The sequence below is a fragment of the Desulfatiglans parachlorophenolica genome, from assembly GCF_055394735.1.
Window position 1 is genome coordinate 4,365,690 of sequence record NZ_AP042460.1, and the last position, 15,090, is coordinate 4,380,779.

The window sequence follows — 15,090 nt, forward strand, 5'->3', positions numbered from 1 at the left end:
GGGATCACTCCTTCACCGCGCACCAGCCCGGACCGGACAGGTTGAAAATCTTGTAGGAGGCACCGTTTAACGTGAGCACGTCCTCCGAGTCGGCCGCACCGCTGCCGATGGCATAGACTTCGATCAACTCACCGCGCACTTCCTTGTATGCCGCAGTCGTGTGCGCGACGAGCCAGGGGAACATGGTGACCAGGCCGTAACGTTGGTCAGGATTGGCGGCGGTCTGGAAGTTGCCGTGGGCCGCGGCGCACGAACCGGCCTGTCCGGCTGCGCTCGCCCAGCCGTCGAACTTATTGATGGCGTAAAAACTGCCCGGAGACTGGTAGTGGCCGACCACGACCGGCTGCGGATCTTCGCCGATCTTTGCTCCCACCGCGTAGGCGCTCACGAGGCTCGCCAGAGTGACCGTATCGGGGGTGGAAACCGTATCGACGGCGGATACCTGGACGCGCTCGATCCCGGCGTCGTCTTTGATGATGTAGTTCGAGCCCACCGTGAAAAGGGAGGCATCGTTGACCTGCACCGTGATGTCCGTGCCGGGTCCGGCCGCCGCCTGGGTGACCGCCACCGCCCCCGACCAGAAACGTTTGATCAGGCCGCTGTACTGCCCGTAGTAGGTGGCGACGATCTTGGTGACGATGAAGACGTGATCCTTATCGGCGTAAATCCAATACAGGAAAGCCGAAGCGTCCACGGTCTTGATGTATGTGTAACTGGTTTGAAACGCCTCCTTAACGCCCGCGTGCGTCACCGCGTCCCAGTACAGGTAGGCTCGGACCGCAATGCGGTCGGCCGCGGTGTCGTTGACGAAACGGATGAAAAGGTCTTCGGAACCGCTCTCTCCCGTGGAGGTCAGCACGTAGCTGGGCTCGGCGTCTCCGGACCTGTCGTCATGGAGAGACCATCCGACCGTTCCCACCAGAAAGTCCTTAAGCCGGACGAGGAAGTCGGCCGTGTTCGAAGCGGTCCCGGATATGTTGTTATAGGCCATACGTTCCTCCTACAGGATCGGGTTTTCCGTGCCGGTGAGCCGGAGCTTGATATCCGTCTTGTTCTGCACCGGCGTTCCGGGCGGCACAGTGCACCGACGCCAGAACGAAAAGGTCACATCGTGCGCCTTGTCGCCCAGGTTGAGCGGCGCGCCTTCGACGGCGGTATTGAGATCCGCCTGCGTCAAGGCCAATGCGTACCAGTCGGACTCGTCGCCGCCCGCAATGTCCACCGACTCCACCACAAGCCCGGTGTAGTCATATCCGGAAAAGATCACGGTATCCGCATCGTGGGACGCCGGGGCAGTGCCGCCGTAGCCGCGCTCCACGGCGAGGACGGTTGTTCCACCTCCGCTCAGGATGCGCATCTGCTCATCGTCGACGATGATGATTTCGCCGTCGGAAAATCGAGGCTCGCTGAGTTCCAAGGACGTTTCCCCCGAGGCCAAGACCGCAGCCAGGGTGGTCTGTTCATTGGCGAGGAACAGCTCCTTGTCCTTCGTTTCCCCGTCCGTTCCGTTGTAGGTGTCGTCGTCAGGGTTCGCGAGGTCGCCCTCCGAAAGCGGGAGGGTCAGTGCGTTATCTTCGTAAATATGTATCGCCATCGATCTCTCCTATGCCGCCGGCCATTGCGTGACCGTGTACTGGTTCGCCGCCGTCTCGAAACCGGCCGTCGCCTCGGCGTGATCGTCCCGCTGACGGAAACGCCAGCGAAGGCACGGCTTCGACATTCGGAAGCCCGAGGCGTTGAGTGGCATGGAGCCGAGCCGCATGGGCCGTGTCCGGTCCACGGACAGGAGCAGCCCCGTGTGATTCAGTCTGCGGCGGTTCAGTAAGAGCGTCTCCACGCGTCTGCGGCGCGGTATGCCCGTGTCCACGTCCATCTCGAAGGATGCACGGGCCTCGGTTACATAGGCGTCGGTCAATTCAGCGAGGTTGAGCGCCTTGTTGTTCAGGGAGAAGCCGGGCCTACGGGCGCGCCAGCGGTCGACGACGTCCCATGCCCCGGATACCTCCGACCATTGGGAGTCAGCGTAGGCGGTGATGAACAGATGACGGCCCACGGTCGCGCCGGAGACCTTGTCGTCCCGTCCGAGCCTCGAATGCCCCACGCGGAACCAATGGGAGAGCCGTGACCGCTTCCCGTACCGGTGCGTGCGGCGGTCTCCCGCGAGGTCGGGCGCATCCTGGACGGCTTCCGAGAGCATGTCTTTCTGGCGGAACTTGATCTGGCAAGGCTGAGCGGAACGATTCAGGCGCGAACGATTCAGGTCCTGGCCAGCCAGCCGGATGAACGAAACGCCCGGTTCCACTGCGGGCTTGGTTTCGATCTCGCAGCAGAACGATGCCCGCCGTTCGCTGACCCACAGGTTCGGTAGACGTTCGATGTTGAGGTTGCCGGTGTTGAGGCGGAACCGGGGCGAGCGGCCGTGCCAGCGTGAAACGCACACCGCGGCGCGCTCGATGTCCTGCATGAGCGTGGTGCTGTCGGTGAGCCGCCACCATCCCCAGGTCTTGTTCTTGCGGGTCAGGTGGTAATCCGTGTTCAGTGCGTTGTGGCTGACCACGAAGGTCTCGTGCAGATGCCCGAGACAGACGCGCTCCACGACCTTCTTGATGACCGCCTCGAAATCCGACTCCATGGACAGCAGCGTGTAGAGCCACTGCAGGAAGAACACCCGCGTACCGGAGGGATGATGGAATGGCAGCGTGTTCCGGACTCCCTGAACGAGGTTGTCGCTGTCGATACGGTAGACGCCCAGGCTGTAGATCAGCCCCGGCAGCTTCGCCCGTCCGACGACGGAGCGGCGGTTCAGGCGCAGCGCCTTGCGGAAAGTCTCCTCGATTCGTCCTTCCCATGCTATGTCGGCGAGCGAGCGGCCGATGGCGGGGATGGTGCCTTTGCGCCGGTAGATTTCGATGGCCTCGCGGATAAGCCTGCGCTGGAGTGCAGCGTCGACGGTGGGATCGAAGCGGTGGCCGACGATCTCGCCGAGATATGGCAGGAACCGCGCCTCGCAACGATCAATGTCGAAGACCTCCGGAAAACGCTCGGCCAATACCTTGAGTTCGTCCAGACTCGCGGCCGGCACCTTGAGAATTGTTTCCAGATCACCGGACTCGTCCCGTTCCCGGTAGAGCGGTGGAAGGAGGTCGATGAGTTTTCTCTCGAAGTAAGATGACATCAGGACGTCCTCCTCACGTCGAGGTTGACCTGACCGAGCGCCGCGATCTGGCCGGCGCGGATGTCAACGTCCTGGATGGGCGTGTACATGCGCACGTGGCTCACGCCCCGCACGCCGTCCAGGAGCGCGACCAGGTCCGAGTAGTGAACCGGCGCTCCGAAGGTCATGCGCTCGAAGGCGAAGAAATCCGCTAATGCCTGTTCAACGCGGCTTCGGATAAGGTCGAGGTCCTCGCCTGCATAGGCATACACCTCGGCGTCAATAGAAACCGGCCGGTAGACGGGATCGAACAGGTTGATCTCGACGGTGATTACCTTGCGCGATTCCAGGTACTCCGCGAGGTCTCGTTTGAGGATCGTCGACGGTAAGTCTCCACCGTCCGGAGCCACGGCCATGTTGACCTGGTAGTAACGGATGTTTTTGCAATCGTTGACGTCGAGGACCTGGGCTTTGGCCACGCCGGGAAATCCTTCGGCCAGAGCCAGGTAATCCTCCTTGGTGACTGCCTTCCAGAGCGAACGCACCTCGGCCGGGGCCTGTCGGCGGGCGTGTTCGATGGTCTCGCGGTCGGCTCCGCCGGTCGCGGGAACCGGGTTGGTGACCGCGAGGGGAACCAGACCCCCTTCGAGGTAGATGGACGAGAGAAGCTCCGTGACGAGATAGGGACCGAGGTTGCCCTCGGCCCCAAGTGTTTCAAGGTACTCGACGCGGATTTCCGCGCCGGTGTCGGGCTTTGCTCCGCGCAATCCGTCGCCGAAGACGATCCGAGTGATGTCCAGCGCATCGGTCTCGGCCATGAAGTAGCGCGAATCGGAGCCGCTTTCCTGGAAGTGGGATACCTCGATCCATTCCTGGTTTTGCACCCACATACGTATCGAGCCGTAGGCGATATTTTTCCCGGCGAGGATGATCGGACCATCCGTCTCCCCATCGGCTGTGAAGGTCTCGGTCTTGCGTTTCCCCTGGCGCGCGCCCACATCAACGCTCGTCCGGGTCCTCGGGATCGTCGCGTCTTCGGCCGTCTCGAACACGATGTCGTTTTCTTCCAGACGGGCCCTGCACGTCGTTCCTGCGGGGATTACCAGGTCCGCGTCGAGCGACGCGGCCAGGGAAAAACACAAAGCGGTCGTCGCAGCCACCGGCCCGTCGAGCCGGTAGCTGATGAGCTTGCAGAGGTTGATGACGCTCTGCCGCTGGCGGGCGGTGGGCAGAAAGGCTTCCGCCGCCTGGGCGTCGAGATAGTAGGCCAGCATGTCGCCGATGCCGCAGAAGAGTTCCAGCAACACCACGCCGAGGTCGGACGCGTTGAAGTCCGTCCAGCGGTCGGTGAGCTGCGGCACCCGCGCCAGCAGTTCCCGGCGCAGGGAGTCGTAGTCCTTATTCGTGTAAGTGATGCTCGCTCTGCCCATTTCCGTTCGTCCGTTGCGGTTCGGTCACAAGTGGTCCCACCGGACGAGCCGGACGAGGACCCGCTTGTTACTTACCGGCGACGGAGCGGAACTGTCGGGGCGGAGCGGATTGACGCGGCTCGCGGTAGAAGGGATAAACCAGGTTGCCTTCCACCTGGCTCCGGATGACACGATAGGCGATGCGGACCGGGAGAAGATTGCTGTCCTTGTTCGAGGGGGAATCGTCGAAGGAGACTCCGGTGATGACGACCCGTTTCTCCCAGCGTTTCACGGCGTCGATCACGTAATGGCGGATCAGGCCCTTCAGCACCTCGTCGTTCGGCTCGAACACCAGGTCTTTGAGCCTGGAGCCGAACTCGGGGCGCATGAAGCGTTCACCCGGCCGCGTGCCGAGAATCTGGATGATGCTCTCGTGGATGTGTTCGTGTTCGGTGGAGGTGGCCGAGGAGACCTGCGCGCCCCCTGACCGCCGCTGAAAGCGGAAGGGGAACTTCAACCCGCGTCCGAGAAAGTCCAGAGCCATCAGTCACGCTCCTCGCAGATGCCGGCGGACGGACCGCCAGAGCCTGGGACACCGCCGGCGTCATCGCCGTCCGGGAAATGTATGACCAGGTCCAAGCCGTTCGCCAATGCGATATGGATGGTCCCGTCAGCCTCGATGACGCCCTTGTGGCCGCTTTCCATCGCCGCGAATCCCTTGGCCCCACCGGGTACCAGACGAACCTCGATATCCTCTCCCACGCCTTCGATCCGGGAAATGCCGATCACCACAGAGGTGCCCGCGGGGTTGCCGATCATGGCTGTGCGCTCAAGTTGGAAGACATCCAGCCGGTATCCGCCCGGCAGCTCCACGCGGTACCGCCCTTGCGCGGTCAATACCGGATCAATGTCCAGGGGAAGCCCCTCTATCCCGGCCGCCTCATGGGTCACCTGCACCGCCTCAGGCTTGAGCGTTAGCTCCCGCCCATCGGGAAGGGTCACCACGCCGCCGCGCGCGGGTTCGAGAACGGTCGCCTCGCCGCTCGATGCGATGGCCGTCAGTATTCCGTCCGGTCCCAACCGGACCATGACGCCATCAGCCAGGGTGAAAAGGCGTCCTCCGTCGGGAAGGTCCCTCACGACAGTGCCCGCCGGCATGGCGACGAAGGGGTCGAAGTCCGGTGGCGTCGGTTGATCCACGACCTGCATGTACTGCTGCGCGCTCTCGGCGTGCGCCTCCAGGACTGTTTGGGCTTCCGCCCGCAGGACTTCGGATGCGTCGTGACTCTGCTGCAGAATGCCTTTGATCTCGGCCAGGCTGTCTCGAATCTGTCGGAGATAGGGCTCATCACCCTCGCCGTCCGTCACGCCGAGACCGGCCGCAAGCAGACGCACCAGCGCCATGATCTCGTAATGGGACGGCGACGAACTCGTTTGCTCGATGATCGGCCCGCCACCTTCCTCTCCGTACCCGTAACCGTATCCGTTTCCGACCACCATATTCCGTCAGCCTCCGATGGGTATGAGTTCGATGTTCTGGATGAACCAGCCGTCGAACTTCTGGTATTGTCCGTCGCCCGTGTCCCAAACAAACCGCAACGTGACCGTGCTTCCCGCAAACTGGGAAAGGTCGATGATCTCGGTCCTGCGTGGGATAGGGTATGGCTGGAGCGGTGCGCCGTTCACGTCGTAGGTGGGGTTGAAGCTCCTTACGAACCATCCGTTTACATAGAGTTCCAGCGTATCGAAGTAAGGCCCGTCCACGCTCTCGATCTCGCCCCAGACATCGAAGCGGAGAAGGTAGCCCCGGTCCAGGGTCACCTCCGATGCAAGCTCTCCGGTCACGCGGATATTGCTGCCGGAAGCGTCGTACCAGCCGGAGAAATAGTAAAAATGCCAGGTTCCGGCCGGCAGAAGCTCCACATAGCCGGATGACCTCCAGTCGAGCACCGCCGCGGCTTTGGGCTTCTCCACGTCGACCTGGATGTATCTGCGGGATGACACCACCTCGTCCTGGACCGCCTCGGCCACGATGATGGTCGCGCCGGGTGTCGCGCCGAAGCGCAGCACACCGTTCTCGACCCTGGCGATTTCCGGATGGACCGACTCGAACCGCACCTCACCGCCCGGAGATCCGATCACCGCCACCGGGACCGCTTGTTCCATCCCTCGATACGGTTCCCGGATCAGAGAGGGAGCAACTTCCCAGAAAGAAGCTGGAAGGTTATGCGGGGTATTCATAGCCATACCCGTCGTATCCTCCGCCCCCGCCTTGTCCGTAATCGACGACTTCCACTTGGATGTAGCGGACGCTGTCCCTATTCTCCGAGTCGTAAGCCATGAGGACCGTTGCACCCGCTTGCCAGCCGAGGTTTAGCCTCCCGTCTTCGTCCACCCAGGCGATGTTGGAATCGGCGGATTCGAACTCGATCTGTCCGGTGGGAGCGCCGCGCACGGAGAGCGGGATCGTGACCGGCCAGCCTGTGAGCGACACCTTCACCGTCTTGGGGAAGACGTCCCAGTAGTGAAACTGCGGTTCCTCAAAATCCATCTTCGGTCCTCAGTCGTCGTTCGTGTTCAGGCTGCCGGTCACGATGATCGCGCCGCAGGCCGTGATGTCGCCGATGCGGGCGTTCGGCAGCCCTTCGGTCGCCGTGTCGAGACTTCCCGTGACGATAGGCGTCACGCCGTGACCCGGAATCGGGCAGACGTGCAGGTCGCCAAGGCGCGCCGCGGGTCTTCCGTTGACCACGGTGCGAAGCGCTCCTGTGACGATCACGCCGCCGTGACTGGAGATGTCGCCGAGTCTCGCCTGAGGTCGCGCCATGGTCATTTCCCCGTCAGGAGGTGGATCAGGAAGCCGACAATGCCGCCCACGACCCCGCCGACGGTCAGCACAAGCCCAACCACCTTCCACATCGTCTCGACGCCCATCTTCTCGTTCATGCCCGACTGCAGGTTCTTGATGTCATCGGTATGGCGGCGCAGGTCGTCCTGGATGCTGCGTACCAGAAGGTCCACGTTCTCCTTGTCCGACTTTTTCTCGATCTCGCGTTCAATCTTCTCGAGGCGCGCCTGGATTTCCCGGCGGTGGTCTTCGAGGATGCTCCGGAATTCGGCCCGCCAAGATTCGAAGGTCCGGGCCAGCATCCGCTCGCTCTGGTTCCAGTCGCAAGGGGCGCTGTCATGTCGGGTTTCATCCATTCGGCTTTCTCCTTCGCAGCGAAAAGCGGCCGCGTATCTGCAGATCGATCTCGAACCGGTCGGACAGACCTCGCCGTTCCAGTGCGTGGCTCACGGCGTCCCTGGCGCAATGGATCTGGTCAATGCGCATGCGCTGGGACACCGAGTCCGCATGGATGCGGTAGAAATAGAGCGGTTTGGGGATGCGGCGGACCTCGGTCAGTTCCGCGAGGCGCAGGCAGAGATCATAGTCTTCGGCGCAGAGGAAGCTCTCATCGATCCCGCCGGCCTGCTCGAAAACCGAACGGCGGATGAGACGAAAATGGAAGGTCATAAAGTCGAGGAGCATCCGGTCCTTTGAATAGGGAATCCGACAGCGCTTGCCGTAACCCGTGACTCGGTCGGAGGCGTCGATGACCTGGTAGTCCGTATAAACCATTCCGACGGTCGGATTTCCTTCCAAGACCGCGACCGTCTCCTCCAAAGCCGTGGGTGCGAGCATGTCATCACTGTCTACCCAGCACAGATATGGCCCGAAGGTGTCGGCCAAGGCGGATTTCAAGGACTTGACGGCTCCTCTGTGGTCATAAGCTGCGATGCGGACCCGACGGTCCTTCTTGGCGTACTCGATGGCCACCTTCGCGGTCTTGTCGGTCGAACCGTCATCCCAAACGAGCAGATCGAAATCTTGGTAGGTCTGGGCAAGAACGCTTTCGATGGCTCTGCCGATGTAGCCATCCCGGTTGAATCCCCGGATAACTATTGAAACGGATGGATGCATCGCTTCTTCCTCTATGGGTTGATCAACACCTTGTTCGTCGAGCGGATGACGATGTTCCCCATGACGGCGTCCATGAGGATCACGCTTCCGGCTTTATCAGTGGTTTGAATGCGTTCCCGGCCGGCAGCCGCGTTCATCACGACGACCTGGCCGGCTTTGTCCGTGAGGCGGATCATCTCGGTCCCGGCGGTGGAATCGATGAGGATTTCCTGCGTGCCGCAGAGACCCCAGATGTGGACCTTCTCTTTGCCCTTGGTGGTATCGATGAGAATCTTCTGCCAGCGGGCGCGGGACTTGTCGCAGGACTGGATATGGATTTTCTCCTTGTCCTTCCACGCCTCCCAGCGCACGAACTGGCGGCACAGATCGGTGATCTCGATCCGGGCCTTCTGGTCCTTGATGTCCGAGTCGATGTCGAGCTGGTCGCCCTGCTCGGCGTCCTTGGTTCCCCGGCGGCGTGCATTGCCTGTCTGAACGTCGCGCTTCACGCGGCATTCCATGTGCAGAATCTGGCCGGCCCGGTCGATGACCTTGAGGAACTCCTCCTCGTCCCGGTCGTCGAGAACGATGGTGTGGCCGGTCTCGGTCTTGAGCAGAACCTTGCGGCGCGGGCAGTAGTACGGCGGGTGACCGTGGTGCTTCTTGTGCTCCAGGTCGTCCCGCCGGTCGGGCTTGTGCTCGACTTTGTCCTCGCAGTCATGGCAGGTCGGATCGGAGCACAGGCGCTTGGATTCCTCCGGCTGTTCGCCGGGGTTGCTCTTGGCCAGCCAGACGCCGGACCAGATCGGGTATTGGACGTTTCCGCCCTCGAACTCGGCCCAGACGGACGCGCCTTCTTCGGGGACGAGAAACAGGCCGATGTCTTCGTTGCCGCCGTAGGGAAAGCATGGCCACGCCCAATCCGACCAGTTTTCCTTGCCGGTGCCGAGCACCGCAGGAATTTCGAGTCGGCAGCGGCCGAGCCGCTCCGGATCGTTGTTGTCCCGCAAGAACGCTCTGTACTTTCCGTACCAGCGGTTCTTGTAGCGTTCCTCGTGCTGGCGGTCCTGTGTCTCGATCACGGTTCGTCCTCCGGGTTACTTCAGCGGCAGAACGCCCCGCAGCACCTCGCGCACGATGCGGGTGACCGTTCCGTCCGGCGTCTTCTTCGGATCGACTTTGGCCACGGCATGACGCAAGGCGTCCTGCGCCGCGGTGTCGAGCTTGAGTTCCTGGCCGGCGACGCCGGTCTTGACCTCTTTCGCGCCGACCCGCTCGATGACGCCGATCACCGCTTCCAGTGCGGCGGCTTTGGCCTGGCCCCAGGTGGTGAGCTTGATGACGGTGAGCAGGGTCACGATCAGGGTCGCGATGAGTTCCTTGTGGTTCAGGATGAAAGTCAGAATCTGTTCAAACTGCTGCATTGCGGTCACCTCCGTTGGTTTTCATGGCTTCTTCGAACGACACGTATTTCCCGCCGAGATGGCCCCAACGGGTCCGTCCCTCGCGGATGTCGACGTGGATGAATCCCTGCTCCGGGTAGACGCCGATCCCGCCCTCGCGGAAAGCCGCCACCCGCTCGGCGAGTTCGTACATCCCGGCGATGGACAAGCCTTTGATCACGATGTCTGCGGCGTGTCCGAGCAGGTGCCGACTCTGTTTCGCGCCGCCAACGGCACGGTTGTGGTCGGGGCAGCGGTAGCCGCTGGTGACGCGGACGGGCGTGTCCGCAAGATCGCGGAGTCGCTGGAGCGCCTCCACCAGGCGGGGATCGATCTCGACTCTGCCGCAACACCGGCAGACAAACTCGCTTTTTGAAAAATTCCTGCTCAGATCTCCCATGTATCTTTCCTCCTCACAGCCTCCGCCCGCTGTCCGCGTCGATGGTCACCATCGGCGGCGGCTCTTCCTTCGGCGTGGGCGGCGCTTCCTGGTCGTTCTGCTTGCCCTTGGCCTCGTCCGACTTGTCGCCGGCCCCTTTGCCCAGGGCGTTCTTCTTGAGTTTCAGTTCGCAGTGATATCCGCCTTCGCCGATGACGTGGCGGACCGAATGGCAGTAGTAGACGCCAGAGAACTTGCGGCCCACGCTCTTGACCTCCACGTTTTGCTTGGCGCGCAGCGCGGGGATGCCGATGGTCACCGCGTCGGCTTCAACCTGGCGGAGTTCGGCCTCGCGGAATTTCCCCTCGGAGAGGTCCTGGGCCGGCTCCTGCCGGGGTTCCTCGTGGAAGCCCTCGGAGCGGTCAAAGGTGGCGACCACCTGCCCGGACTCCTGCTCCTTGTAAGCCCCTTCGCCGGTGTTTCCGTCCACCAGATAGGTCCGCTTGCCGAGCGATGTCCGCTCCGGCGTGGTCTCGTTGTTGGCCTTGTGTTCGACCGGCTCCTTTTTGCGCGGGTCCACGCCCACGGCCTTGGTCTCGACGCCCGCTCCCTTCGCCCCCTGTGATTGCGTCGAGGGACGGAAGGAACGCAGAACGCCCTTGCGGTCGGTGAAATACTCGAGGATCGCGGCGGGCTTTTTATCCAGGTCGCGGGGATGGAAATGCAGTTCATCGTCCTGGATATAGAAGACGTACCCCGTGACGCCGTCGCCGTCCTTGTCGCGCGCCTTTCCAGCCAGGTCCTTGAGGAACTGTGCGTCGGAAACGTTGCTCTGGGTTACGCGCAGATGACGGGCTTTCGTGGCCATGACCACCGGAGTGAGGCCGTTGGTCCCTGCGATCTCTTCGGCGATCTCGGAATAGAGGATGCCGGGCGCGGGCTTCTGCCAAACCTTCTGGTTCTCCTTCCCGGCCAGCTTGAAGCCCTTGTCATAGGCCTTGATGCGGATCGTCGGATCGCCGTCCTCCGGGAAGTCGTAGTCGATGTCCTTGATGACCGCCTTCTTGCGCGGGGAAAGGTTGCCGACATATCCGAAACGGGCGACGATCTCGTTGCCTTCCTGGAACAGAGGATCGTCAACGAACTGGAGGTTCCGGTCGGTGACCGCGAGCTCCAACACGTCAAGTTCCTCCTCGTTGTCCTCGAAGACGAAGGAGGTGATCTCTTGCGTGATATCCGCCGAGAGGGTCTGCCCCTCGATCTGGATCAGAAAGGTCGGTTTGAAGGTGTCGATATCCATGCGCCGGTCTCCAGTCGGCCCGCCTGAAAGACGGACTCCACCGGATACTTACCGGCGCGCGGCGCGAGGTGTCGGGAGGGGATTTAGGGGATGGTGTCGGTCAGAGAATCCATTTACGTTTGATGTTCCAGAGACTTACCGCGAACAAGCCGACGCAGAATGCGCCGAGGAGGGATAGATCGAGGAAAAAAGGCATGGCATGTCCGCCGTGCACGGCCCCATGGAGCATGTCAGCTCCGTAGGTTAGGGGCAGCACATATGAGAGTGGTTTCAGAAAAACCGGCAGCTTCTCGATGGGAAAGAAAAGTCCGCATAGGAAGATCATGGGGAAGCGGAAGAAATTGGAAAAGGTCTGGGCCTCGAACACCTCGCTGACCGCCACAGCGATGAACAGGCCAAGAAAAGTCGAAGCCACGGCGATCATGAAAACTGCGGGAACGAACACGCTCCAGACTACCTGGGACAGGTCAGCGAGAAACAACGCCATGATGACAGGCACGAAGGCATTGGCCACACCGAATAGAATGGCTCCGCTGGTCTTGGCCAGCATGAGGAGTTCGAATGGGATTGGAGCCAGCAGGAGTCGCTCGAAGGAACGGTTCTTCTTCTCGAAGGTTACCGTCACCGCCAGCATCGACGTTGTGCCGAACAGAATAGAGAGGGCCACCACACCCGGAAGCAGCAACAGTACGCTTTCCAGGCCGCTGCCGGACTTGATGAAAAACATTCCCGTCCATGCGACGGGGAAAATTAGCCCCCAACTGATGTTCGGCGGCTTCAGATAATAGGTCCGCATGTCCTTGACCAGAATGTTCCAGAAGGCGGTCCAGAGTTTCATTGGCCGCCTCCAGCTTTTTCCTTCTCTTTGCGCATGGCAGTAGCCTCGATGCCGGTGATTTGTACGAAGATGTCCTCGAGGGACGGCCGCATCCTTCGAGCCTCGGCAACCTCGGCACCCTGATTTTCCAGAAAACGAACCAACGGACCTACGCGAATAGGTTCGGTGGCCTCCACTCGAATAAATTCTTGCCCTTGGGTCGTGAATACCAGGCCGGAAAAGGACTCTGACAGTCTGCCTCCCATGTCATCCGGCATGTTTGAGCAGGAGATTTGCACCACATGCTTCTCTTGAACCGGCTGGATCAGATGCTCGACCGTATCGGTCCGCACGATGCGACCGGACACGATGAAAGCAATGCGGCCACAGAGGCGCTCCGCCTCTTCGATATAGTGGGTGGTCAAAAAGATGGTGGTTCCGGCCCTGTGGAGATCGGCGATGAGCTGACGAAGTTGCCGCGCACTGGCTACGTCAATGCCGGTGGTGGGTTCATCCAGGAAAAGGATTTCAGGCTGATGGATGATTCCGGCGGCAATGGTCAGCTTGCGCTTCATCCCCTTGGAATATCCGCCGAACTTACGGTTTGCGGCTTGGGCAAGGCCGAATTGATCCAACAGCCCTTTGGTTCGGTCTTGGCGCTCGGCCTTACCTATCCCGTAGAGCGCCGCACAAAAACAGAGATTCTCGAAGCCGGTAAGTTCCGGATATAGATTGCTCTCATCCGGAACTACACCGATGAGATGCTGAGCCGCCCTCGGTCTATCCGTGCAGTCGATGCCGCCAATCCGAATGGTCCCCGAGTCCGGCCGTGCCAGTCCCGTGAGCATGTTGATGGTTGTGGTCTTGCCAGCGCCGTTGGGGCCGAGAAAACCGAACAGCTCCCCCTGGTGGACACTAAACGACAAATCGGAGACTGCTTGAACCTCCGCAAAACGCTTGCTCAAGCCTTCAACGGCGATGGCATCGTTCATTTTGTCTTCTTCCTCGGCGTACAGGGATGCTTTTTTACATCGCCATGGCATTCCTTGATCTGCTCCGGGGTGCAATCCTGCGGTTTCCCACTGAGCTTCTCCGGTTTCTGACAGCATTCGCCTTTCTTACACATCGTCGACCTCCTTATTTGTTTAAGTTGCCGCGCGGACACTTTTTCATAAGGCAAAAAAAGAGCGGGGCGTCCGCTAATCCGCCACACTTAAAAGGCCTTGGGTTGTTTTGCCCCATTCCGCCAAAGTTTTCTCATTGACCCGATAGTGTACAAAATAGCCTTGCTTGTCGGCGATTACGATGTCCGCGTCTCGCATTACTCGAAGATGCTGTGATATGGCCGCGGGCGTAATGTCCAATGCGCGGGCGAGAGCGTTTACGCAAAGGGAGCGACGTTTCAACAGGTCGATCATCCGCACCCGTGTACTTACGGAAAGCACCTTGAAGATGCGGGCCTGCTTTTCTGAATCGGTCACGACATCTCCTATGATTAAGTAACCACGCAGATACTTTATCCCACGCGGTAGCCGATGTCAATTGAAAAAAATCGATAGGATTGTCCTGTTCACTCCAGAAGCCGCATGCTGACGTGTTCCGCCGAGGGGATGCGCAGGATGGTCCCCGGCGTCAGTTCCATGGGAAAGAAAATGTCGTTGTAGTCGCAGATGATCCACCAGAGATCGGCCTGCCCCAGATAGCGATGGGCGAGCAAATCGACCCGGTCCCCCTCGACCACCGTGTGAAACCGGTCGTCGGGGCGTGGCTTGCCCTCGGTCGGAAGACGCGTGCCCAGGAAATCCCCTTCTCCCGATGTGTAAAGAATGGATGCCGCGTATCTGGATCGACGTCCGATCATCCGCGCACCTCCGAATAGTCCACGGACTGGTCGATATACTCCTCGAGCATCACGTCCACCTCGGCGTGCTGGGGCAACAGGTTGTCCCGGTCGAACATGTGGAAGAACCGGGCCTTCACCTGGCGGACCACGCAGAGCACGCCCGGGTAAAGGTCTCCGAACATGAAAAGCACCCGATGCGGAGCGTTCTTGAGCATGGTTCCCGCGTGTTCGGGATAGAGCAGAGAGCGCAGCCAGTCCACCGACTCCTTTACGGACCCCTTGAAGAAGACCAGCTTGAATCCGATCTTGCGTGGCTCGCCGGCCACGTACTGATAGCGGGGATGGCTCATACCCGGAATCTTGATGGCCGCGTAGGCCGTGCTTTTCTCGTCGATGATGTCGTTCGGGTTGTACTGGAAATCGAGGTAGTCGCCCGTATCCACGTCAACAAGATATGCGGTGATCTCTTTCTGATCCCAGGCCACGGTTACAGCACCCCCACCTCGATCACGGGTTTGCCCAGACGCCGGGCATGATCGACTTCCCGGCGCATGCCGTCAGAAAGGCCTTCGCCGGTGAACACCCAGACCTCGTCGCAGATCTCCATGAACGTCAGGCCGCAGGCGATGCCTGCTTCGCGTTCGGAGGTCTTTGCGTCATCGAGAAAGCGCGTGTAGAGAAGATGCGGCGCGAAGGGCGCGCAACCGCGCTCCACCGCCTTCCGGCAAAGCCGCTCGGCAGTCGCCTCGTTCCGAGAGACATCCCCGGCGTACCGGCTGCAAATGAATACCCGTTTCATACGT

The 15,090-nt window shown here is 60.9% G+C and carries 21 protein-coding genes; all 21 read right to left on the bottom strand.

The features are described from left to right. Positions 1-4: 4 nt before the first annotated feature. The gene (locus ACZ500_RS20150) at positions 5-991 is read right to left on the bottom strand and encodes a hypothetical protein (RefSeq protein WP_464229244.1); all 987 of its coding nucleotides are present in this window, start codon (positions 989-991) and stop codon (positions 5-7) included. 9 nt (positions 992-1,000) lie between these two features. After that, complete coding sequence (locus ACZ500_RS20155; protein WP_464229245.1) at positions 1,001-1,594, bottom strand: hypothetical protein; 594 nt, start codon at positions 1,592-1,594, stop codon at positions 1,001-1,003. A gap of 9 nt (positions 1,595-1,603) precedes the next feature. Then, a complete protein-coding gene (locus tag ACZ500_RS20160; protein ID WP_464229246.1) occupies positions 1,604-3,175 on the bottom strand; it encodes a phage tail protein in 1,572 nt (523 codons plus the stop codon). Beyond that, positions 3,175-4,584 (bottom strand): baseplate J/gp47 family protein, encoded by a 1,410-nt coding sequence (locus tag ACZ500_RS20165; protein WP_464229248.1) that lies wholly within the window; start codon positions 4,582-4,584, stop codon positions 3,175-3,177. The genes ACZ500_RS20160 and ACZ500_RS20165 overlap by 1 nt, the downstream gene beginning before the upstream one ends. A gap of 67 nt (positions 4,585-4,651) precedes the next feature. Further along, entirely contained in the window at positions 4,652-5,107 is a 456-nt protein-coding gene (locus tag ACZ500_RS20170) for a GPW/gp25 family protein (protein WP_464229249.1), read from the bottom strand. Continuing rightward, positions 5,107-6,063 carry a hypothetical protein gene (locus tag ACZ500_RS20175; protein ID WP_464229250.1) on the bottom strand — a complete coding sequence of 319 codons (957 nt, stop codon included), beginning with the start codon at positions 6,061-6,063 and terminating at the stop codon, positions 5,107-5,109. Before ACZ500_RS20175 ends, ACZ500_RS20170 begins: the two co-directional genes overlap by 1 nt. Positions 6,064-6,069: 6 nt before the next feature. Then, the gene (locus ACZ500_RS20180) at positions 6,070-6,729 is read right to left on the bottom strand and encodes a hypothetical protein (protein ID WP_464229251.1); all 660 of its coding nucleotides are present in this window, start codon (positions 6,727-6,729) and stop codon (positions 6,070-6,072) included. Positions 6,730-6,787: 58 nt separating this feature from the next. Continuing rightward, on the bottom strand, positions 6,788-7,114 hold the full coding sequence (locus tag ACZ500_RS20185; protein ID WP_464229252.1) for a hypothetical protein: 327 nt from the start codon (positions 7,112-7,114) through the stop codon (positions 6,788-6,790). A 9-nt stretch (positions 7,115-7,123) separates the two neighbouring features. Beyond that, a complete protein-coding gene (locus ACZ500_RS20190) occupies positions 7,124-7,390 on the bottom strand; it encodes a PAAR domain-containing protein (protein ID WP_460033136.1) in 267 nt (88 codons plus the stop codon). A 2-nt stretch (positions 7,391-7,392) separates the two neighbouring features. Further along, on the bottom strand, positions 7,393-7,767 hold the full coding sequence (locus ACZ500_RS20195; protein WP_464229253.1) for a hypothetical protein: 375 nt from the start codon (positions 7,765-7,767) through the stop codon (positions 7,393-7,395). Further along, the gene (locus ACZ500_RS20200) at positions 7,760-8,527 is read right to left on the bottom strand and encodes a glycosyltransferase (protein WP_464229254.1); all 768 of its coding nucleotides are present in this window, start codon (positions 8,525-8,527) and stop codon (positions 7,760-7,762) included. The genes ACZ500_RS20195 and ACZ500_RS20200 overlap by 8 nt, the downstream gene beginning before the upstream one ends. A gap of 11 nt (positions 8,528-8,538) precedes the next feature. Then, a complete protein-coding gene (locus tag ACZ500_RS20205) occupies positions 8,539-9,588 on the bottom strand; it encodes a phage baseplate assembly protein V (protein ID WP_464229255.1) in 1,050 nt (349 codons plus the stop codon). A gap of 15 nt (positions 9,589-9,603) precedes the next feature. Beyond that, entirely contained in the window at positions 9,604-9,930 is a 327-nt protein-coding gene (locus tag ACZ500_RS20210; RefSeq protein WP_464229256.1) for a hypothetical protein, read from the bottom strand. Continuing rightward, entirely contained in the window at positions 9,917-10,348 is a 432-nt protein-coding gene (locus ACZ500_RS20215) for a YcbK family protein (RefSeq protein WP_464229257.1), read from the bottom strand. The genes ACZ500_RS20210 and ACZ500_RS20215 overlap by 14 nt, the downstream gene beginning before the upstream one ends. Positions 10,349-10,361: 13 nt before the next feature. Next, positions 10,362-11,627, bottom strand: coding sequence for a phage late control D family protein (locus ACZ500_RS20220; protein WP_464229258.1), 1,266 nt, complete (start codon positions 11,625-11,627; stop codon positions 10,362-10,364). Positions 11,628-11,727: 100 nt separating this feature from the next. Continuing rightward, the gene (locus ACZ500_RS20225) at positions 11,728-12,465 is read right to left on the bottom strand and encodes an ABC transporter permease (RefSeq protein ID WP_464229259.1); all 738 of its coding nucleotides are present in this window, start codon (positions 12,463-12,465) and stop codon (positions 11,728-11,730) included. Next, a complete protein-coding gene (locus ACZ500_RS20230; protein ID WP_464229260.1) occupies positions 12,462-13,436 on the bottom strand; it encodes an ABC transporter ATP-binding protein in 975 nt (324 codons plus the stop codon). The genes ACZ500_RS20225 and ACZ500_RS20230 overlap by 4 nt, the downstream gene beginning before the upstream one ends. A 207-nt stretch (positions 13,437-13,643) precedes the next feature. Further along, positions 13,644-13,925 carry an ArsR/SmtB family transcription factor gene (locus tag ACZ500_RS20235; RefSeq protein ID WP_464229261.1) on the bottom strand — a complete coding sequence of 94 codons (282 nt, stop codon included), beginning with the start codon at positions 13,923-13,925 and terminating at the stop codon, positions 13,644-13,646. Positions 13,926-14,014: 89 nt separating this feature from the next. Further along, entirely contained in the window at positions 14,015-14,305 is a 291-nt protein-coding gene (locus ACZ500_RS20240) for a LysM peptidoglycan-binding domain-containing protein (protein WP_464229262.1), read from the bottom strand. Beyond that, positions 14,302-14,772: a CIS tube protein gene (locus tag ACZ500_RS20245; RefSeq protein ID WP_464229263.1), complete on the bottom strand. Its 471-nt coding sequence runs from the start codon at positions 14,770-14,772 to the stop codon at positions 14,302-14,304. The genes ACZ500_RS20240 and ACZ500_RS20245 overlap by 4 nt, the downstream gene beginning before the upstream one ends. 2 nt (positions 14,773-14,774) lie before the next feature. After that, the gene (locus ACZ500_RS20250) at positions 14,775-15,086 is read right to left on the bottom strand and encodes a DUF7768 domain-containing protein (protein WP_464229264.1); all 312 of its coding nucleotides are present in this window, start codon (positions 15,084-15,086) and stop codon (positions 14,775-14,777) included. Positions 15,087-15,090 lie beyond the last annotated feature (4 nt).